Here is a 20,862-nt window from a genome sequence, read left to right on the forward strand (position 1 = left end):
GAACAGGCTTCAGTTGAGCAGCCCGGCGTGGCGCATGGCTGCGTCGATACGCTCGGCGGTGCCCTCCTCCACCGTCACCAGCGGCGAGCGCACCACATTCTCGATCTTGCCGAGCCGGGATAGCGCATATTTCGCCCCGGAGACGCCGGGCTCGATGAACAGCGCCTTGTGCAGCGGCATCAACCGGTCCTGCAATTCGATCGCTTTGTCCCTATGGCCGGCGAGGGTCGCCGCCTGGAACTCGGCGCAAAGGCGCGGCGCGACATTGGACGTGACCGAAATCGCGCCCTGGCCGCCATGCGCGTTGAAGCCGAGCGCCGACGCATCCTCTCCGGAGAGTTGGACGAAATCCTTGCCGCAGGTGATACGCTGCTCCGACACGCGCTCGATCTTGCCGGTCGCGTCCTTCACGCCGACGATGTTCTTGAAGTCGTTGGCGAGCCGGCCCATCGTTTCAGGCATCATGTCGATCACCGAGCGCGGCGGGATATTGTAGATGATGATCGGCAACGAGGTCGCCCTGGCGACAGCGGCGAAATGCTCGTAGAGGCCACGCTGCGTCGGCCTGTTGTAGTAGGGCGTGACGACCAGCACTGCGTCCGCGCCGACCTCTTCGGCATATTTCACGAGCCCGACCGCCTCGGCCGTGTTGTTCGAGCCGGCCCCTGCGACGACTGGCACCTTGCCCCTGGCGACCTCGACGCAAGCTCTTACGACCTGGCGGTGTTCGTCATGGGTAAGTGTGGGCGACTCGCCGGTCGTGCCGACGGGCACCAGCCCGCTGGTGCCCTCGGAGATCTGCCATTCGACGAGGCTGCGAAAGGCTTTGTCGTCGAGACTTCCGTCCTTGCGGAACGGTGTCACGAGCGCAGTCATCGAGCCTCTCAGCATTTTCGTCGAACTCCCTGGAAAACCTCCGGTCGCAAGCCGCCCGGATCTGGGCGCCCTTCTAGCTGAAAACGGGGCCGCGCACCATAGTCCTGAGGCTACGCCGCGGCAAGACCAGCTTCGCGTCGTCTCGCGTCGTCAGGCCGCCGGGGCCGCTGCCTTGCCGGCCTGGCGCTTGCGCAAGGTCTCGCCCGCCGCCGCGGCTGCCTCGTCGCCGCCGGAAACCTGGACCGTGGGCATCGGAATCTTGATGCCGTTCTCGTCGAAGGCTTTCTTGATCATCATGAGCGCCTTGCGTTTGATGCCATACTGCGCGCCGGGCTTCGTCATGAGCTTCATCCGCAGCACGATGGCGAAATCGCCGAAACTGTCGATGCCCTGCATCTTGAGCGGCTCGATCGTGCCTTCGGCGAACTCGGGTTCCTGCGCCAGTTCCTGACCAACCTTCTTGATGAGCTTGCGGGCCAGATCGATGTCGGAATCGTAGCTGACGCCGATCGTCATCTTCTCGATCACCCAGTCGCGGCTCATATTCTGAACCGCACCCAGTTCGCCGAACGGCACGGTGAAGACCGGTCCCCGGTGATGGCGCAGGCGGACCGAGCGCAGGCTGAACGACTCCACCGTTCCCTTGTAGCTGCCGCTCTGTATGTATTCGCCGACGCGAAACGCGTCGTCGAGCATATAGAAGATGCCGCTCATGATGTCCTTGACCAGGGTCTGAGAGCCGAACCCGATCGCGACGCCGAAGATGCCCGCGCCCGCGATCAGCGGCCCGATCTGCACGCCGAATTCGGACAGCACCATCAGCACCGCCACCACGGCGATCAGGACTGCCAATGCGTTGCGGAAGATCGGCAACAGGGTGCGCATACGCCCGCGCCGCGCGGCCTCGGCCGCGCCGACCGGATCGCTGCCCGATGCGACCTCAAGGCTGCGATTGATATAGGCCTTCGCCAGATGCCAGAGCAGGTCCGCGCCAAGCAGGATGACGACGCCGCGAAGCACGCCTCGCATGATCTGGCTGGCAACCGCGTTGTCTTGCGCCAACGTTCCGGGGTTGAGCTGCAGCATCCGGCTGAGCCACAACACCGCCGCGACCACAACCAGCGCTCGAGCTCCGCGGACGATCAGAACCGTCCGGACCGCATGTGGATCCTCCTCCGTCGCTGCCAGTGCCTGCGCGACCTGGCCGGCAATCGACATCGCTTTCGGCAGCACCAGGGCGTAGATGCCGACCCACAGCGCTCCGTTCATGCCGGCGATCCACAGCCCCCACAGGACGACGAGGTAGCCCGTCAGAAGCCAATTCACCACGACCGAGGGCTCGGACGACGTATCGGATCTGGGCCGTCTCCAGACGATTTCGATCGCAAGCGCCAGCAGCCCTGCTCCCAGCACATAGGCGATGAGGGCCACGTCGTAATAAGGGAATTTCAGGCGCGGCAGCAGGCTCACCGTGGCCCAGCCCGCCATCAGGTAACCGATGAAGATAGCCACACGCCAATACCAGAACCGCGCTGCGGCATCGCCGATCGCGATCATGCGCGGCTCGGCACTTTCCCCCGGCGCCACGGCGCGCTCGGGAGCGAGCACCGTCCGGGCGATCGCGATCACGGCACGCACGACGATGAATGCCACCAGATAGGTGAGGATGATGACGCGCAACAGGGCCGGCCACTGGAAGACGAGGAAGGCACCGGCGCTGACGATGGAGAACACCGCCACCGGCATCAGTTCCGAGAGCAGGCGGAATGCGCCGCTGCGTGCCTCCTCATGACTGCCGGTATCGCGACGGGCCGCGATCGCTCGCCGGAACAGCCACTCCGCCCCGAAGCCGAGCGCCAACAGCGCGCCGAACAGAAGAACTATCGTTGCGAAGCCGTGGCCGTTGATCTCCGTCCTCAGCGTTTGCACCGCATTGGCGGCATCGCCGGGCAGGAGCGGAACAGCTCCGCGCAACCCCAGAAGGTGGTGGCGGATTGCGTCTTCCCAACTCGCGATCTCGGCGGCTGCCGCCTGTTCCCGGCTTTCGCCAGCCGGCACGGACTTCGTCGCGAGCCAGGACTTCACCTCGGGGTCGTCGAGGAGCTTCATGAGTTGCTCCACCTTCTCCGGGGGCGCAGCAGGCACCGGAGCCTGGGACGTCTGTGCCGAAACCGGGGCGGCCAGCACCATCGCCAGGAACGAAAGGCATGCCGTCAGTATGGCTGCCCGGGAAAGCAATCTCGACCCCAAAACCACTGCGCACCTCTTCACGACAAGCCCCTTCACCGTCGTCCCCGCTTATTCATAGCGCCGTTTCACGGCTTGCCAAGCGTACCGCCGCAGGTCGCCATGGGCCCTTCGCTCACGCCGTCGCTGCTGCTTCGCTGCGGGGGTCCCGCTACCCTTCCCTGACGAGCACGATCCGCCAGAAGCAAACTTGCCCGGCCTCTTCACGACACTTCCGCGAGGTCAATGCAACGATCATGGCTTCGCGGCCGTCCGCACGACGCAACGGAAGCCGACATGGCTGGTCGAGGTGTCGACCGGCTCGGCATGGCGCGCCGCGGGGCGGTATCGCCGGCAATAGTTGGGAGCGCACAGATGCGACCCTCCCTTCAGCACCTTGCGCGGAATGCGGATCGCCGGCAGGTTGGGGTCGTAACTTTCCGCCTCGGGTCCACCCCGCGGGTTCTGCGGTACGCAGCAGGCCTTGGCCTCGTCGGCCGGATGCCGGTCCGACCACCAGTCGCAGGTCCATTCCCAGACATTGCCGATCATGTCGTGGAGACCGTAGCCGTTGGCGGGATAGGTGCCGACGGGCGAAGTCCGTTCGAAACCGTCGCCAAGGAGGTTCTCATGGGGAAACTCTCCCTGCCAGGTGTTGGCCATATGCCTGCCCCCAGGCGTGAGTTCGTCACCCCAGGCATATTCGCAGTCCTCCAGGCCGCCCTGCGCGGCATATTCCCATTCGGCCTCCGTCGGCAGGTCCTTGCCCGCCCATCTGGCGTAAGCCAGTGCGTCGGCATAAGCGACATGGACGACCGGGTGGTTCTCCTTCTTGAACAACCCGCTTCGGGCGCCCAGCGGATGCCGCCAGTTGGCCCCTTCCACGAAGGCCCACCACCGGCCCCAGTCTCTCAGGTCGACCGGTCCCGAGGCCTTCTGGAAAACCAGCGAGCCGGCATAGAGCATATGCGGCAGGGCGCCCGGATAATCCTTCGCGTCGGGCACCTGTTCCGCAACCGTGACATGGCCGGTTGCCTTGACGAATTCCTTGAACTGCCGGTTTGTCACCGGCGTCCTGTCGATGAAGAAGCCGTCGACCGACACACGGTGCGTGGGCGCCTCTTCCTTGTAGTGATGGTCGGACCCCATGCGAAAAGTGCCGCCTGGAATGTACGCCATCCCTGGCGGGCAGGCGGAAACAGCGTCTCCATCCCCGGTTCGGCCCATCCTTGGCTCATTCATCTCAATGCTCCACCTGGCATTCGGCCTGTCCTCGGCGGCGCTTCGTCCCGCGGAGCCCCCGTCCGATCACAGCCGCGCTTCGATGATAGGCGACCCGAAGGCAGGAGAACAACCGGCAAAGCGACGTCATGCCCGGATCATCTTTGCAGGCGACCATCCATGCTCACGGTTCGTTTGCGGTCTACTGAATGCCGGAGCAGGCTTCCGCCGATCCACACCTTTCTGTATCCTTTGAGGACAAGGGATTGATGGCCTCCATGGGGCAAGGGAAATCGGTTTGCAGCGTGGTCGCGGCAGCGTTTGTCGCGTTGGCGGCGGGATCTACCCAGGCCGATCCCGGCCCCGTATCCCCGCCACTGCCCCAGCCTCGACCTCAGGCAGGCGAGATCGATGGAGGTACGACCACATCCGTCCGCGCCGGCGGCTTCGTGGCCGACGGCGAAGTCCATTCCGATAGCGTCGACAGCCTGAAGGACGGCCTCGACGCACTGTCCGCCAAGGACATCGGCCGGGCCCGCGCCGTTCGCGACAGCCTTCCGGAACGGTCGCTCGACCGTCATATCATCACCTGGGCGATTGCGCTGAGCGGCAACGACACGGTGCCGAGCGCCGAGATCGCCGAGGCCATCCGTGAGTTGCCCGGCTGGCCAGGCCTCGCGACACTGCGCCGGAACGGCGAGCGCGCCATGTTCCGGGAACAGCCCTCGCCCATCGCAGTGATCCTGGGCCTCGGCGCCGCCCCGCCCCTCACCCCCGAAGGCACGATCCTGCTCGCCCGCGCCTACATCGCGCGGGGCGACCGGGACAAGGCCCTCGCCGCGCTTTCCCCGTTCTGGCGGACGGAGAGGCTCGAAGCCAGGGACGAGGCGGCCATCATCGCCGAATTCGGTACGCTCCTGCCGACCGCCGATCACCGCGAGCGCATGGAGAAGATGCTTTACCTCGAGCGCGCCGCCGCGGCGGGGCGGGTCGCGGCACTCGCCGGCGCATTCCCCTTGTGGAAAGCCTGGAGCGCGGTCAATCGTGGCGACGGCAATGCCGGCAAGCTGCTCGAAGCCGTCCCTGCCGCGCAGAGGTCGGCCGGCTACCTCTTTGCCCGGACAAGGTATCTGCGTCGCGCGGAAAAATTCTCCGAAGCCGCCGCGATCATGTCCCTGGCGCCGCGCGACGGTGGCACGCTGATCGACCCCGACGCCTGGTGGACGGAACGGCGAGTGCTGTCGCGTGAGCTGATCGACGCCGGCGCTCCGGAAAGCGCCTACAAGGTGGCCGCGGAACATTCGGCAAAGAGCCCCGTCAATGCTGCCGAGGCCGAGTTCCATGCCGGATGGTATGCGTTGCGCTATCTCGGCGATCCCAAGACCGCGGCCGTGCATTTCGCTCGCATCGCGGAGATCGCCAGCGGTCCGATCTCGCTGTCGCGTGCCTATTACTGGCTGGGCCGAGCCGCCGAGGCGGGCGGGCCGGGCGACGCCGAAGGCTATTTCGAGAAAGCGGCCGTCTACGGCACATGTTTCTACGGCCAGCTTGCCGCACAACGGATCGGACGCGCGGCGATAGCCATAGGCCATCCGCAGCCGTCGGTCACGGAGGGGCAGGACTTCGCGCGGCGTGAAGCCGTCCACGCCATCCGGCGGCTGGAACAGGCGGGCCATGCGGCGCGCGCGGAGATCCTCTATCGCGACCTCGCCGAACAGTTGACGAGCCCGGGCGAACTGGCGCTGCTGGCGGCGATGGCCGAGAAGCGCGACAATCATTTCCTCGGACTCCGCGTGGCCAAGATCGCGATCGCGCGCGGCCTCGACATCGGCGCCCTGTCGCACCCCGTCGGCGTCATACCTGCGACGGCCGACATATCGAGCGCGGGAAAGGCGCTCGCCTATGCGGTGGCGCGGCAGGAGAGCGAGTTCAATGTCGGCGCCGTCTCACGAGCCGGTGCGCGTGGCCTGCTCCAGCTCATGCCCGGCACCGCCAGGGATATCGCCAAGCGCAACGGCCTGCCCTTCTCTCAATCCCGCCTCACCACGGACGCCGGCTACAATGCGACGCTGGGAGCAGCGTTCCTCGGCGAGCAGCTCGGCCGTTTCAAGGGATCCTATGTGCTGACTTTCGCAGGCTACAATGCCGGTCCCCGCCGTGCCCGGCAGTGGATCAGCCGTTACGGAGACCCCCGCGGCGAGGATCTCGATACCGTCGTCGACTGGATCGAACGGATACCGTTTTCCGAGACACGCAGTTATGTGCAGCGCGTGATGGAGAACTACCAGGTCTACAAGAAGCGCCTTTCCGGCCGTTTCGACATCGCCGCAGATCTCGTAAGCGGCCGCTGACGAGAGGCGCCGTGCGCCGATCAGATCGAGCGCCCCTTCCGCTTCGTATCGATTGCCCCGGCCGGCCGGGTCAGGCCGGGCGCATTGCGTATATGCGCCCGCTGCGGATAGGTTCGGTCCGAAAATCGTTTCGACGGGAAGGTGTTTCATGGAAGCGGCCGACGGGTTCTCGGACTTCTACTATTCGTCTCAGGACGGGCTGAGGCTCCATGCCCGCATCTATGGCGAGGCCAGTCCCGGTACCCTTCCCGTCATCTGTCTCGCCGGCCTTACCCGCAACGCTCGCGACTTCCATGAACTGGCGCTGTTTCTGGCGCATCACCCCAAGTCTCCTCGGCGCGTCATCGCCTTCGACTATCGAGGTCGCGGCCTTTCGGAAAATGACCGTGACTGGCGCAACTATGACGTCATGGTCGAGGCCGGGGATATCCTGGCGGGCCTGACCGCACTCGGCGTCGCGCACGGCGCCTTCATCGGCACCTCTCGTGGCGGGCTGATCATCCATGTTCTGGCAGCGATACGGCCGGCGGCGTTGAAAGCCGCCGTCCTCAACGACATCGGGCCGGCCGTCGAGGGTGCGGGACTCGCGCAGATCCGCGCCTATCTGGAGCGCGCGCCCAAGCCCAGGGACTTTACCGAGGCCGTCGCCATACAGCGCATGGCGATGGGGCAGAGCTTTTCGGCCCTGGAGGAAGCAGACTGGGAGAGACTCGTTCGAGCCTTCTATCGCGACGAGGACGGCGTGCCCGTCCCCGATTTCGATCCCGGCCTGCTCAAGACCCTGAACGGCGTCGACCTCGGCCAGCCCCTGCCGACCTTCTGGCCGCAATTCGCCGGGCTCGCAGCGATCCCCATGCTGGCGATCCGAGGCGCCAACTCGATGCTGCTTTCGGCCGAAACGCTCGAAGAAATGGGCCGGCGTCACCCTGATATCGAAACGGTGACAGTCGCCGGACAGGGCCACGCGCCGCTTCTCGAAACCGCCGGGCTGCCAGACAGGATTGCGTCGTTTCTCAGCCGCGCCGAGAAGAAGGCGACAGGCTGAGCCCGAGCTTCCCGCCTACAGCGTGTCGCGTGAAAACGGATTCCACAGTGCACGACAGAATGGTTGAGGAAGTCACGTAGGGCGGCGCATCTGCACCCCCCTCTGTCCTGCCGGACATCTCCCCCTCAAGGGGGGAGATTGGCCGTCATCCATCACGGCGCCGGGTTCTGCAACGTAGGTGATTGGCGAAACACAGGCGGCCAGCCAATCTCCCCCCTTGAGGGGGAGCTGTCCGGCAGGACAGAGGGGGGTGGCGCGCCGTCCCTAACAAGGTGTCCTCAACCACTCTGTCGTGTACCGTGAACGGATTCACACAACACGCCGTAGATCTTTGGTTTGACGCACGTCTTTGTCCCGGAACCGGTACCCACTTTCGGGAGACATGCCTTAGCGCATCAGCGATTTCGGGACGCAGCAAGATCGCGGGCTGGAAATGCCGAAGCGTCCTAGGCGTGCGCAAAGGCCCGCGGCATTCGATATCGGGAAAATGCGCGGCAAGCCTCCAGGTTCGGGACGTGCCAAGAGGATCGGGGCCTCAGTGCACGGTGCTTTGAAACCTGCTGGCATAGGCTTTGCCGAGTGCTCGGCGGCGATGTTCAATATCGCGGCGCCCAGAGACAACAAAACCCGGCGATTGCTCGCCGGGTTTTGCCTGACCAGTCGGATGACTGATTAGAAGTAACGGGTGAAACGAAGGAAGCCCGAGTAGGTGGCGTCGAGATCGTCAACCTGATCGTAGTGCAGTTCCGGACGGATCTCGAAGTTCGTGACCGGGGTCCAGACAGCCGACAGTTCCATGCCCCAGGCGTTGACGTTGTCGCCATCGGCATTGACCAGCTTGTCGCTGGTGCCAGCAGCGTACAGATCGCTGAAGTACTGACCGGCGATCGACACGCCGAGAGTCTCAGAGAACTGCTGGTTGTACGAAGCCAGGATCGACCACTCAGGCGCAACGCCGAGCGCAGAGCCCGAGCTGAAGCGGGTATCGCTGTCCGCGTAGAAGGCGAACAGGCGGAGCGACGAGCCGGGCGAATTCGGCACGTTGATCTGCGCCGCGAGTGCCGCACCCCAGCCGCTCTCTTGATCCACACCCGCAACGTCGACGGTGTCGGTGATGTCGTCTTCCCAACCGAAGCGAGCCCAGACCGAACCCCAGCCCTGGTTCACGCCGACCTTGGCGACGATATCAGGGATGTAGCCGTCGCCCTGCAGCGCGTCGTCTTCGAGAGACAGCGTGCCGAACCAGCCGTTGCCGCCGAAGAAGGTGTAGGACATCTGGTGACGCTGGGCGTAGCCGTAGTACATGCCGCCCCAAGAGTGCGAACCGAAGTTCGTCGCACCACCGCGGAACGAAGCCGCCCACGCCGATTCGGTGTAACCGGCCTGGAAGCCGCCGAGAGCGAGCCAGCCCTGGTCGACCGCAACCGGGCCGTCGTTGAACGGAGCGCCGATCAGCGCGCCGCCGGGACCGCGGGTGAGACCGCCCCAGTCAGCCTGGAGACGGATCATGCCGCGCAGCGTGCCCCACTCGGTCTCCGAACGGGATTCGATGTTCACGCGAGCACGGGTCGACTTGTACCAGCCTTCGCCGGCCCGACCGCCGATATAAGGAGGCGTGTCGTTGCTGACGTCGGTCGGAACGCCATCAACGATCTGGATGTCCGGCTCGTAGTTGTTGGTGCCGAGCTGGTACCAGACATAACCGCTGATCGAAAGGCAGGTCTCGGTGCCGGGGATGTAGAAGAAGCCTGCGCCGTACGTGTCGCAAACGCGGACGTATTCGACCGGCTCCGGTTCCGCCACGACGACCGCGTCAGCAGCGCGAGCGCCGCTGACTGCGACCAGTGCCGCAGCCGAGCCGAGAAGAAGGCTCTTGATGTTCATTTTCTGACCTCCAGTCAAAGTTTAAAAACGGGTCTGGGTTCTTTTGCTGAAGGACAGCGTTCCCTGCCCCATCCCCAATCTGAAAACGAAGCGATTTCGCGCCCCCTTTCCAAGACCGACATTACCGATGGCGGCGCGCCGTTCAACAATCATCGCGAGCCGCGCCCGCCCTTTCCCGCTCTATCCCGATGCCCTGTTGCACAAATGACACGATTTGAGCCCCTCCCGTAAGAGACGATTAACCAAGGCGCCCGGAGAGAGGCGGACGACCGCATCGAATTCGGAGCGCGGGGGCCCCTTGCCACGAATCGAACGCGGGCGATTCGGCGGCATGCGCCGAATCCGGCCAGGCTCATCCTGGTCGTTCCATGCGCCCGACTGCCTGCCCTTTTTGGCAGCGCACCTTATATTTTACGTGACCAGGCGTCCCGGCAGGTTGATTGTGGCCCGGCTTTTCTTTATCCAGCGCTTCACCGGAGAGGTGGCCGAGTGGTCGAAGGCGCTCCCCTGCTAAGGGAGTAGAGGTCAAAAGCTTCTCGTGGGTTCGAATCCCATCCTCTCCGCCATCCTGCTTCGCGCTGACGCGCTTCGCAGGATTGGCACACAGCCCTAATTCGAAGCGGGATGTCCTAGGGAGCTTCGCGCGCAGTACGGGGCCGCGCACGATTGGCGTCCAGGCGGACAAGTCACAGGTCATCGCAACGCCTGTTGCCTTCGCGGTCTTTGCTTGATGGCCATGCTGTGCGCGCGGATAAATTCGCGGGCTTGAGACCAACTCCGGGCATTGCATCAACCTGGAACCCGGCGGTTGCCCAGCCGGCTACCATTTGTCCAAATCAGGTACGGCCGTAGCGATCCTCAAACCGAACGATGTCGTCCTCGCCGAGGTATGAACCCGATTGGACCTCGATGAGTTCCAATGGGATCTTGCCTGGGTTCTCCAGCGCATGAATCTCCCCCAAAGGAATATAAGTCGACTGATTCTCCGTCAGGAGTATGGTTTCCTTTCCCTTGTGAACCACGGCGGTCCCGCGCACCACGACCCAGTGCTCGGCACGGTGGTGGTGCATCTGGACCGACAGTTTCGCGCCCGGCTTCACGGTGATGCGCTTCACCTGATCGCGCTCACCGAAGTCGATCGAATCGTAATGCCCCCACGGGCGATAGACGGTTCGATGGTTCACGTGTTCGTGGCGACCGGCCTTCTTCATCCGATCGACGATTTCCTTGACATGCTGAACATGATCCCGATGCGCTACGAGCACTGCATCCTTGGTTTCTACCACAACGAGATCTTCGACGCCCACGAGCGCGACGAGCTTGCCCTCGGTACGCGCGAACGTGTTCTTCGTCGCGACGGCCATGACGTCGCCTCGAAATACGTTACCGTTCTCGTCGTGATCCTGCACCGCCCACAATGCCGACCAGGAGCCGACATCGCTCCAGCGGGCATCCAGCGGAACCACTACCGCATCCGTGGTCCTTTCCATCACGGCATAGTCGACGGAGACATCGGGAGAGGACATGAACGCCGTCGCGTCGACACGCACGAACTGATTGTCGGCTTTGGTCTCCGCGAGCGCGCGGCTGCAGGCCTCCGCGATGGCCGGCTCATACCGCTGCAGTTCCTCCAGGTATCGGCCGGCCCGAAACATGAACATGCCGCTGTTCCAGTAGTATTCGCCGGAAGCAACGTAGCGTTCGGCGGTGGCACGATCAGGCTTCTCTTCGAAGCTGGCCACTGCAAAGCCACCCTCGATATCGTCGCCGCGTTTTATGTAGCCATATCCCGTCTCGGGACCGGCGGGGACTATGCCGAAGGTGACAAGTCTGCCTTGCGCGGCCAAGGAGGCCGCGAGTTTGACGGCGGCATGGAATGGCTCGACATCCTGGATATGATGATCCGCGGCCAGCACCAGAAGCAGGGCATCTTCATCCTGGCGCAAAGCATGCAAGGCCGCGAGCGCGATGGCAGGCGCCGTATTGCGCGCAACGGGTTCCAACAGGATGGTCGTTTCCTCGAAGCCGAGTTGGCGCATCTGTTCGGCCGCGACGAAGCGTTGCTCCTCATTGCAGATCAACAAGGGATCAAGCGCGTCGAGCCCGGCCATCCTCGCAACGGTCTCCTGCAGCAGGGTACGCTCCCCAGTCAGGGCATGGAATTGTTTTGGGTATAGCTGGCGCGAAAGCGGCCAAAGCCTTGTGCCGGAGCCACCGGCGAGCACCACAGGTAAAAACATCAACGCGCTCCTTCACTTTCGCTCCGCTATGGTCGTGGCGGCTCACATCGCGACATTCCGCTATCTACCACCCCGATGCCTGGCCGCGGTAGCGACGATGAAGCGACAGGCCGCGGTACCAATCGCCCGGCATCGGATGATCGGCGATCGCGGCAGCGATGGTCGCGGTCGCAGCACCCCAGTCGCCGGTAAAGAATTCGGCTCGCGCCAACGCCAACCTCGTAGACGCCGCATAGGCTTCGACCACCTCTTCCCTATTGGCATCCAACCGGGCAGCGCGCAGATACGAAACGAGCTTGAGATTGGCCTCGTGAACGGACCGGTAAGATTTCCACGTGCCTCCCATCGTACGCGAGGCCGGGTGTGCCTGGTAGCAGTAGACTGCCTTTGGGAGAGCCGTCCGTTTCCCGGCAAGATCGAGCAAACGAAGCATCATCTCTCGATCAGCCCCCAGACCGAGCCCCGGCACGAAGGGACCTGCCGTTCTGAGGAGCCCCATGCTGACGATGCGACAATTGATGTTGGGTACGCCAAACAGCAACGAATTGAAGTCGAATCTGACGTCATGGTGTGTACTCTTCCAGATAACCTTGCCGCCCGCCACAGTCTGCACCTCGCCCGTTGCCATGTCGGCTGCGCTGCCGCGCGCGAGGCTGGCAAGCTCGACGATATCGGGACAAAGTATGTCATCCGAATTCAGCCACACGGCATAATCCCCACGGGCCGCCGCCAACGCCTTGTTGAGACCCTCATAGAGCGAGGAGTCGGGTCCCTCCAGCAGGCTGACGCCGGCCGTCCGCAGGTAGTTGACGGTGCCGTCAGTGGATCCGCCATCAGCAACGACGATCTCGTAGGGCGTACCGGCGAGAGCAGCCATTGCCGAATCGATCGCGGCCACAATATGCGGCATCGCGTTCAGGCAAGGCATTACAACGCTCAGCATTGATCTACCGGCCAAGGAATTGACGGACCAGAACCCGACATGCGTCCGGACACAAGGCGTGCGACCGCCCCGCAAGGTCAGCGAGGTGGATCAGGCCACCCTCAAACGGGCGTCGCCCTTGTCGATATGCTCTTTGAACCATTGATAGGTATGTTCAAGCCCGGACCGAAGGTCGTATTTCGGACGCCAACCGCTGGCAAAAAGCGTTGATACGTCCATCAGCTTGCGCGGCGTGCCGTCAGGCTTGGTGGGATCGTTTCGGATTTCACCTGAAAAGCCCACGACCGATGCAACCATACGCGCGAGATCGATGATCGGAAGGTCTTCGCCGGAGCCGACATTGACATGGCCATCGCCCGAATAGTTCTTCAAAAGATAAACCATCGCGTCGGCGGCGTCGTCGACATGCAAGAATTCGCGCATCGGCTTGCCCGACCCCCAGATGGTCAGCGAGGTGTTCCCAGCGAGTTTTGCCTCATGCGCCTTGCGCATCAGCGCGGGAATCACATGGCTCTTCTCCAGGTCGAAATTGTCGCCCGGCCCGTAGAGGTTGGTCGGCATGGCGGAGATGTAGTCGACGCCATGCTGGTGACGATAGGCCTGACAGAGTTTCAGCCCGGCGATCTTGGCGATGGCGTACCATTCGTTCGTCGGCTCGAGCGAGCCGGTCAGCAAAGCGTCCTCCGCTATCGGCTGAGGCGCGAACTTCGGATAGATGCAGGAAGAACCGAGAAAGATCAGCTTGCCCACCTCGCAACGGAAGGCAGCCTCGATCACATTCGTCTCGATGACCAGATTGTCATAGAGGAAATCAGCGGGAAATCTGTCGTTGGCGAGAATCCCGCCGACCTTGGCCGCGGCGAGCACCACCGCGTCGGGCCTGTGATCGGCCATCCATCGACGAACGGCCTGCTGGTCACGAAGGTCGAGTTCGTCGCGCGCAGCGGTCAGCGCCTGGCAATCCTCCGACGCCAACCTGCGTACGATCGCCGAGCCCACCATGCCGCGATGACCGGCGACGAAAACGCGCTTGCCCGCCAAAGAGTAGCTTGCCGCCATTTCCTGCTCCCTCGCCTTGTCAGGCGGAACGGTCGTTGCGCCATTTCTCGCGCTCGACCACGTTCATATCTGATCTGACCATCTCGGATACCAGTTCCTTGAAACTCGTCCGATGCTCCCAGCCCAGCAAAGCCTTGGCCTTGGCCGGATCGCCGATCAGAAGGTCGACCTCCGTCGGACGGAAATAACGCGGATCGATCCGGACGAGAATCGCACCCGTCGCCGGGTCACGGCCGACCTCGTCGACGCCCTCGCCTTCCCAGACGATCGTCCGCCCTGCTTCGGCGAAGGCGAGTTCGACGAACTCGCGCACCGAGTGGGTCTCGCCGGTGGCGAGCACGAAATCATCGGGCTTGTCGTGCTGCAGTATCCGCCACATGCCTTCGACATAGTCACGGGCGTGGCCCCAATCCCGCTTGGCGTCGAGATTGCCGAGAAAGAGTGTGTCCTGCATGCCGTGCCTGATACCGGCGACGGCACGAGTGATCTTGCGGGTCACGAAGGTTTCGCCGCGCGTCGGGCCCTCATGGTTGAACAGGATCCCGTTGGACGCGAAGATACCATACGCTTCTCGGTAGTTTACCGTGATCCAATAGGCATAAAGCTTGGCTGCGGCATAGGGCGACCGGGGATAGAACGGCGTGGTCTCGCGCTGCGGCACCTCCTGCACCTTGCCGTAGAGTTCGGAGGTGGACGCCTGATAGAAGCGTACCGATTTCTCCATACCGAGAATACGAATCGCTTCGAGCAGCCTCAGCGTGCCGAGCGCATCGGCGTTGCCCGTATATTCCGGTGTTTCGAAGCTGACCTGGACGTGACTCTGCGCTGCGAGATTGTATATCTCAGTCGGTTTGGCTTCCTGGACGAGGCGGATCAGGTTGGTCGAATCGGTCAGGTCGCCATAATGGAGAAAGAAGCGGGCGCCAGCCACGTGCGGGTCAACATAGATGCCGTCGACGCGTTCCGTGTTGAACGACGAGGACCGCCGCTTGAGCCCGTGCACGACATAGCCTTTTTCGAGCAAGAGCCTCGCCAGATAGGCGCCGTCCTGGCCGGTCACGCCGGTGATGAGTGCAATCTTTTCCGTCATTCGGATGCATCCTGCCGTTAGTGCGGCGTCTCGTTTAAACGAATACGCACCAATGGCAATGGGTGGATCTACCGAGAACCCTACCGAAACGACACCCGATATCTTGGATGCAAGACGCCAACTCAGGAAGAAAGACCGGCCGTACCAGTTTTTTGCTGGCCATGAAAAACGGCAACAGCTATATGGTCGCCCGCGAAATCGTCAGGGACCCACAGCAGTGGTGCTTTCGCGGCTGTGCAGCCGACCACGGCTGCACAAGCTATTTGGATGTGCTTTTTCATGAACGGAATCATTGCTCAAGCTATCGAAATCGGTGGGCCGCCATGTCGGTTGCCTCCGCAATGATCTGAGGAATCCGATGTCCAACTTTGAGTTGATCTATGCTGGATACTCCACAGTTCCGGACTATTTGCGGTACCGGGAGAGCTATCCGTCGCTCGTAAGTGAGAAGGCCGATCTGAAAGATGTCCAGCGTCCATGGGCACTGGAAAAGATCAAGGAACTGGTGCCCCAAGGCGCCGAGGTGGTGGATTTGGGGGGCTCTCGCGCCGAATTGGCCGATGCTCTCTCAACCCATGCTCAGGTCACCGTCATCGACCCCTATGATGGCTCGGGCAACGGGCCGACCAATGTCGATTTCTATCGCAACAAGTTCCCCAGGGTTACGTTCCGTGCCGAGCTACTGACGACAAGGACTGAGATTCCCCGGCAGCGGGCTGTCGTATCGACAAGCGTCGTGGAGCACATCGCTCCGCAATTCCATGCTGAAACGGTGGCAGCAATCGACAGTGTCCTGGAGGTCGGCGGCTACAGCGTTCATGCGGTGGATTTGACCTGCCGCGGCAGAAACGGCTTCATGGAGTCGCAAATCGGCCTCAATCAGTCTTGGGCCGACGCTCACTGCCCCGGCTTGAACGTGCGGGAGCTTGTGACGCGGATGTTGAGCGACGTCGAAACCTTCTTTTTGCCGGTGACGATGTACGTCCAGTGGAAAAAAACCAAGGCATATGAAGAATACCCCTGGAGAAACGTCGGCACGCTGAACACGGTTTTTCGAAAGATCCGATGACTATTTGCGAATCCAAGACATCTTCAAAGATGCTTCGAGATGACGAGGGAATTTTTTTGCGTCGCATTGTTTTCTACCCTCCGCTCGAAACCCAGGACCAAGTGAATGACCTTCTTGCCAGATGCGGGTGGTATTTCCACCCTTATTTGGGCCAGACCTCGGAAGTGGTTCTTCTGTGCCGCAAAAACCTCATCACCGACAGCGAACTACCCAAGGAATTTGACTACGAGATCGAGGGCCGGCGACAGCTCCTGCTCACAAAAGTCAAGGCGGTGTCCAGCGAGCTCGGGCATCGGATGCTTCGGCAACTCGATCCAGAGTCCGACTGCCTTCTCGTCTGGGATACCTCTTCCGAACTGCTCCGTGCGAAGCCGGTTAGCGAAACAGTCGCGCGATTGCGCACAAGGGGGCGTTACTACGAGGTCGACCCCCAAAAGACGCGGATGGAGGGATCCTTCTATCTGTGGGCCGGGCTGAATACATTTGTCGACAAGGCTGGGCTGATAGCGGAGAATCGCTACAAGCTTTCCGTCTTCCATGAGAAGTATCGAAACTCCGCCAAAGCGTATGTCTTCGGTACAGGGCCAACGCTGTCGACTTTTTGCGAAACCCACGATTTTAGTGACGGCCGTTGCATCATCGCGAATTCGATGGTGAAGAATCGGAAACTTCTGGAACAACTGCGGCCGGTGGCGATAGTTGCAGGTGATCCGATCTTCCATGCCGGTTGTTCCCGCTATGCAGGTGAGTTTCGCCGAGAATTGCTCCAGGCGATGGCGTCGACCGATGCCTTTTTGTTTGTGCCGCTTCGCGATTACAGCGTCTACATTTCCTATTTGCCGGCGCCGATGCACGAGCGCGTTGTTGGCGTCCCGTTCGAGGCGAACCGCCCATACACCACCGACCTCTCGGAGGATTTTTATGTCTCTCCGCTCCCCAATATCTTGACGCTGCTCCTCCTCCCTCTGGCGAGCACGATTTCAAGGGAGATAGCTGTCATTGGGTGCGACGGGAGGCCACTGGACCAGGACCAGTATTTCTGGACCCATGACAAGGCCTCTCAATTCAACGCCGAGATGGACAATATCAGGCACATCCATCCGGGCTTCTTTTCGATCGACTACAATGACTACTATCTAAGTCATTGCGACAATGTGAAAGCCGCCGCCGAGGCTCTTGAGGCTGCCGGCAGGCGCGTCGTCTCACTGACGCCATCCTTTGTCCCGGCGCTTGCCGAGCGCTATGTAAGATCGGGAGAAATTTCGCCCCGACAGCCGGACCAGAGGGGATCCGACGCGTCGGTGGCAGCGATCATCGCGATCGATCCCGACGCGATGGATCACTTTGGCCACTTTCTTTCTTACGACGCCAGAATTGCGGAAGCCGCGGCGCTGCGCGGACTGCGCTTCTCAATCTTTGGGAATGTCGCCTTCGACCTGGCCTGCTTGCCTGAAAGCGTTGCCGAATTCGTGCCGGCCTTGTCCATCAAGAGCTGGACCCTCGGCAACAAACCACCCGCCCCCTCCAAGGAAGACACGGCAACGTTCCGCGCGGAACTGGAAAGAGCGATTTCGACGCTTCCGGCCCTCGATGAGGGCAAATTTGCAGCTCTGTATATGTATTGCGGAAGCCTCGAGCATGCCGAGATAATCCATGAGCTCATCCTCCCGAGGCAGGATCTCCTGGCGAACGTCAACCTCTTCTGGTCGTACGCATTCGATGAATCCGATCCGGCCTATGTTGAACGCTGGTCACCCTTCCTTCGCAAGGCTGAAGGCAACAAGCGGTTGACCCTGACGGTCCCGACTTCCAAGTTGCAAGCCGGGTTCGCGAAATATTTCGGCGTTCAACTTCCGGTCGCGCCCCACCCGAGCACCACTTTTTCCGATCAGGAAGCCGCTGATCTCGCGCAGCATCGTCCCCATCGCGTCGCAGACCGCCCCACGGTTCTCTTCCCCGGCGGTATGCGCAAAGACAAGGGGTTTATGCTTTCCGTCGAGTCTGCGCGCCTCCTGTGCGAGACAGGGCAAGTCGACTGTACGGTGCGCGGCTTGGTGACATCGGGAACGACGAGACAAATGAAGGACCAACTGTCGCGCTTGGCGAACAGTAGCGTCGTCGTCGAGTCCCGCGAGTTCGATGATCGGCAGTTTCGTGAGTTCCTGCTTGCCGGCGACGTCATCGTCTGTCCCTATCTTGCCCCCGACTTTGCGCGAAGAACGTCCGGTCTGGTCGTGGACGCAATGCTCATGGGCCGACCGGTTGTGGCCGTGAAGGACACCTGGCTCGGTGACCTTGTAGAAGAAACGGGAATAGGCGAGGCAAGCGCGCCAAGCTCGGGGGAAATATTCAAGGCCGTCAGGCTTGTGCTGAGCAATTATGGGCACTATGCGGGCAATGCAGCCAAAGCCCGTCGAAGATACCTCTCCGAACATAGCTGGGAGCGCCTGGTGAATACGATTGTGAGAACCCCATCGAGCCAGGCGGCAGCCTCGCGAGCCTACGCCCGCGAGGGCCACATCAGGGTCGACGAGACCGAAGTCGTTGCCCGGATGCTCCGGAGCAGAACCGGACGATCCCATATCATGCTCGACGTAGGCGCGCATTTCGGCACCAGCGCGTCTTATTTTGCCGCCTTGGGTTGGACAATTCACTGTTTCGAGCCGGATCCCAGCAACCGCGAAAGACTGGAAAAGCGCTTCGGGCGAGCAGTTGGCGTGACGATCGACAGCCGGGCCGTAAGCGATCGACCGGCCGAGGGGGTATCTTTTTTCCGATCAGACGAGAGCACCGGAATTTCGGGTCTGCATGCCTTCCGAGATACGCATCGGGAGGCGGGTACCGTCGATGTCACCACCATCACCGAAGTCGTGGAACAGCATTCGGTTACCCATGTCGACTTTCTCAAGATTGACGTGGAGGGTTTCGACTACTCCGTGCTGAGGGGAGTGCCGTGGGATCGCTTGAAGCCGGATGTCATCGAATGCGAATTCGAGGACAGGAAAACCATCCCACTTGGTCACACCTATAGGGAAGTCGCGCAGTTTCTGGCCGACATGGGTTACGTGGTGTATCTGAGTGAATGGCATCCCATCATCCGCTACGGCATCCCTCACGATTGGTATCGTCTGGTCAAGTTCCCCGACGTAGAGCTTGCGCCAGACGCCTGGGGTAATATTCTCGCATTCAAGACAGACCCCGGGCTCGAGGCTCTGTCCGGCGCGTTCGAGGAGGTTATTCACCGTAAGAACCCGGGCTCTGCTGCAAATCATACAAAGCCCGTTTCACCCCGTGATGGAACGGCGCCGGCATCCCGATCGGCGTCGCCGCTGCACGAAGAAAGCGCCGCACAGACACCTTCAGTTACGTCGGCCTCGCTCGAAGGCAAGCGCGCGGGGCAACACGATAGTAAACATATCAATAGGCCTTACGTCGTGCCTCATGTCTCCAACTACGAGCGTTTTGTCCTTTGGGCACGCCGTGGTCATCCGACCATCAACAGGCTTGGCCAGTTCGCCATGTGGACGTTGCGAACAGCACGCAGACACATGGCAGCGTCCATTGCGCTGGCGACCACCTTTTTGGCGCTCGCGGCTGGGGGAAGCTTCGCCCCGTCGGCCGAGATCGCCGCCATCCTTTGGTTGTCCGCCACGATGTTCGCCGCTGGCTGCCTCGTCGTGGCTGCCCAGGGCTTCATGGGTTACCTGTCGCGGCGCGAAATCGATGGGATGAGGGCAAGACTTGGCATCCTGGAGTATCAGCTACGCAATTTCGAAAGCCGGCACCGGGCAACAGAAACGAAACTGCATGCGGAACTGGTCGCCCAAACGGCGAAGTTGCGTACCGAACTAACCGCACAGACAGCGAAGTTGCATAAGGAGTTGACTGCCCAGAGCGCAGAGTTGGCCTCTCAGACAATGGCGTTGGGCACTGAACTGTCAGCCCAGATCAAAAGCGTCACCCATAAGTCCCATGTCGGCACCGTCGAGGCGCTCGACGAGAGATTGTCGCAACTGAAATTGAAGGAAGCCAAGGCCGCTACACCACACGACAAGTCGGACAGCAAGTCCAACATCAACTTCTTTCAGCTTTTTAACCGTTCGCTCAGCAAAGAACATTTGGACACGTTTCTCGCCGACTGGGGCAAGCCTCTCGAGCTCGAGTTGAAACAATCGCGAGTGGGCTATCTCGCACATCGCGCCTGCGTTCTGGAAAGCCAGATGAAAGGACGACTTGCTACGAGTATCGAAGCGATCGTGCTGCGAAGCCTTGTAGCGTCAGCCGTCAAGCGCGATGACATCTCCATATTGGAGATCGGCACACTGTTCGGCATTGGTGCCGCCGCCGTGTACGAAGCGGCGACCAACGTAAGTGAGAGGGTACACTTGACGGTGATTGACCCGCTTGACGGCTACTATGGTCCCGGAAAACCGGATTTGCTGACAGGAGCGCGTGTCGACGAAACGACCCTGCGGCAGAATTGGTCTCTCGCGGGAATCCCCGAGAAAGACTACACCATCATCAAGCATTTCAGCACCGATCCGGTCCATGCGATCGAAGCCGCTCGGAAGCGCGAGTACGATGTGCTTATCATTGACGGAGATCACAGTTTCGATGGGGTCAAGTTTGATTTCGAGAACTATGCGCCCATGGTGAGGCCGGGTGGCTACATCCTCTTTGACGACTACGATGTTCCGGAATGGCCCGATATCAAGCGCTATGTGGACAACGAAATAGCAGGCCGCGCCTATCTTCACCATATCGGTGCCGCATTCCGTACCGCCGTATTCCAGGTAACGGATGGGAACGCGACCGAGATAGACGGGAACGCTCCCTAACAGGCGCTGGATGCTGCCGG

General features: G+C 61.6%; 13 protein-coding genes and 1 tRNA gene. 6 read left to right on the plus strand and 8 right to left on the minus strand.

Translation table 11 applies throughout. The features are described from left to right. Positions 1–9: 9 nt before the first annotated feature. The 3 genes from dapA to JN302_RS28195 form a co-directional block, all read right to left on the minus strand. Positions 10–891 carry a 4-hydroxy-tetrahydrodipicolinate synthase gene (dapA, locus tag JN302_RS28185; protein ID WP_202329915.1) on the minus strand — a complete coding sequence of 294 codons (882 nt, stop codon included), beginning with the start codon at positions 889–891 and terminating at the stop codon, positions 10–12. 135 nt (positions 892–1,026) lie between these two features. Next, positions 1,027–2,985, minus strand: a complete 1,959-nt coding sequence (locus tag JN302_RS28190) for a mechanosensitive ion channel family protein (RefSeq protein ID WP_244845971.1) — start codon at positions 2,983–2,985, stop codon at positions 1,027–1,029. A 372-nt stretch (positions 2,986–3,357) separates the two neighbouring features. Further along, positions 3,358–4,281 carry a formylglycine-generating enzyme family protein gene (locus JN302_RS28195; protein WP_202334472.1) on the minus strand — a complete coding sequence of 308 codons (924 nt, stop codon included), beginning with the start codon at positions 4,279–4,281 and terminating at the stop codon, positions 3,358–3,360. 311 nt (positions 4,282–4,592) lie between these two features. Here JN302_RS28195 and JN302_RS28200 point away from each other — a divergent pair, with 311 nt between their 5' ends. Both JN302_RS28200 and JN302_RS28205 read left to right on the plus strand, forming a co-directional pair. Next, positions 4,593–6,674, plus strand: a complete 2,082-nt coding sequence (locus JN302_RS28200; protein ID WP_446720770.1) for a lytic transglycosylase domain-containing protein — start codon at positions 4,593–4,595, stop codon at positions 6,672–6,674. Positions 6,675–6,822: 148 nt separating this feature from the next. After that, a complete protein-coding gene (locus JN302_RS28205) occupies positions 6,823–7,719 on the plus strand; it encodes an alpha/beta fold hydrolase (protein WP_202307480.1) in 897 nt (298 codons plus the stop codon). Positions 7,720–8,391: 672 nt separating this feature from the next. Here JN302_RS28205 and JN302_RS28210 read toward each other — a convergent pair. Further along, the gene (locus tag JN302_RS28210) at positions 8,392–9,603 is read right to left on the minus strand and encodes a porin (protein ID WP_202329917.1); all 1,212 of its coding nucleotides are present in this window, start codon (positions 9,601–9,603) and stop codon (positions 8,392–8,394) included. A gap of 475 nt (positions 9,604–10,078) precedes the next feature. Here JN302_RS28210 and JN302_RS28215 point away from each other — a divergent pair. Then, positions 10,079–10,169, plus strand: a tRNA-Ser gene (locus JN302_RS28215). 270 nt (positions 10,170–10,439) lie between these two features. Here the strand turns inward: JN302_RS28215 and JN302_RS28220 are convergent. From JN302_RS28220 to gmd, 4 genes are all read right to left on the minus strand, one after another. Continuing rightward, complete coding sequence (locus tag JN302_RS28220; protein WP_202307482.1) at positions 10,440–11,843, minus strand: mannose-1-phosphate guanylyltransferase/mannose-6-phosphate isomerase; 1,404 nt, start codon at positions 11,841–11,843, stop codon at positions 10,440–10,442. 64 nt (positions 11,844–11,907) lie between these two features. Continuing rightward, positions 11,908–12,786, minus strand: coding sequence for a glycosyltransferase (locus tag JN302_RS28225; RefSeq protein WP_202307483.1), 879 nt, complete (start codon positions 12,784–12,786; stop codon positions 11,908–11,910). 90 nt (positions 12,787–12,876) lie between these two features. Beyond that, on the minus strand, positions 12,877–13,845 hold the full coding sequence (gene fcl, locus JN302_RS28230) for a GDP-L-fucose synthase (protein ID WP_274609043.1): 969 nt from the start codon (positions 13,843–13,845) through the stop codon (positions 12,877–12,879). Between the two features lie 19 nt (positions 13,846–13,864). Continuing rightward, positions 13,865–14,935: a GDP-mannose 4,6-dehydratase gene (gene gmd / locus JN302_RS28235; protein ID WP_202307484.1), complete on the minus strand. Its 1,071-nt coding sequence runs from the start codon at positions 14,933–14,935 to the stop codon at positions 13,865–13,867. A gap of 107 nt (positions 14,936–15,042) precedes the next feature. Here gmd and JN302_RS28240 point away from each other — a divergent pair, with 107 nt between their 5' ends. The 3 genes from JN302_RS28240 to JN302_RS28250 are packed head-to-tail and all read left to right on the plus strand — an operon-like array spanning position 15,043 to position 20,842. Continuing rightward, on the plus strand, positions 15,043–15,285 hold the full coding sequence (locus tag JN302_RS28240; RefSeq protein ID WP_202329918.1) for a hypothetical protein: 243 nt from the start codon (positions 15,043–15,045) through the stop codon (positions 15,283–15,285). An 8-nt stretch (positions 15,286–15,293) separates the two neighbouring features. Then, on the plus strand, positions 15,294–16,004 hold the full coding sequence (locus JN302_RS28245) for a hypothetical protein (protein WP_202307486.1): 711 nt from the start codon (positions 15,294–15,296) through the stop codon (positions 16,002–16,004). Beyond that, the gene (locus tag JN302_RS28250; protein ID WP_202329919.1) at positions 16,001–20,842 is read left to right on the plus strand and encodes an FkbM family methyltransferase; all 4,842 of its coding nucleotides are present in this window, start codon (positions 16,001–16,003) and stop codon (positions 20,840–20,842) included. The genes JN302_RS28245 and JN302_RS28250 overlap by 4 nt, the downstream gene beginning before the upstream one ends. Positions 20,843–20,862 lie beyond the last annotated feature (20 nt).

Source organism: Mesorhizobium sp. L-8-3 (assembly GCF_016756615.1).
GTDB lineage: Bacteria > Pseudomonadota > Alphaproteobacteria > Rhizobiales > Rhizobiaceae.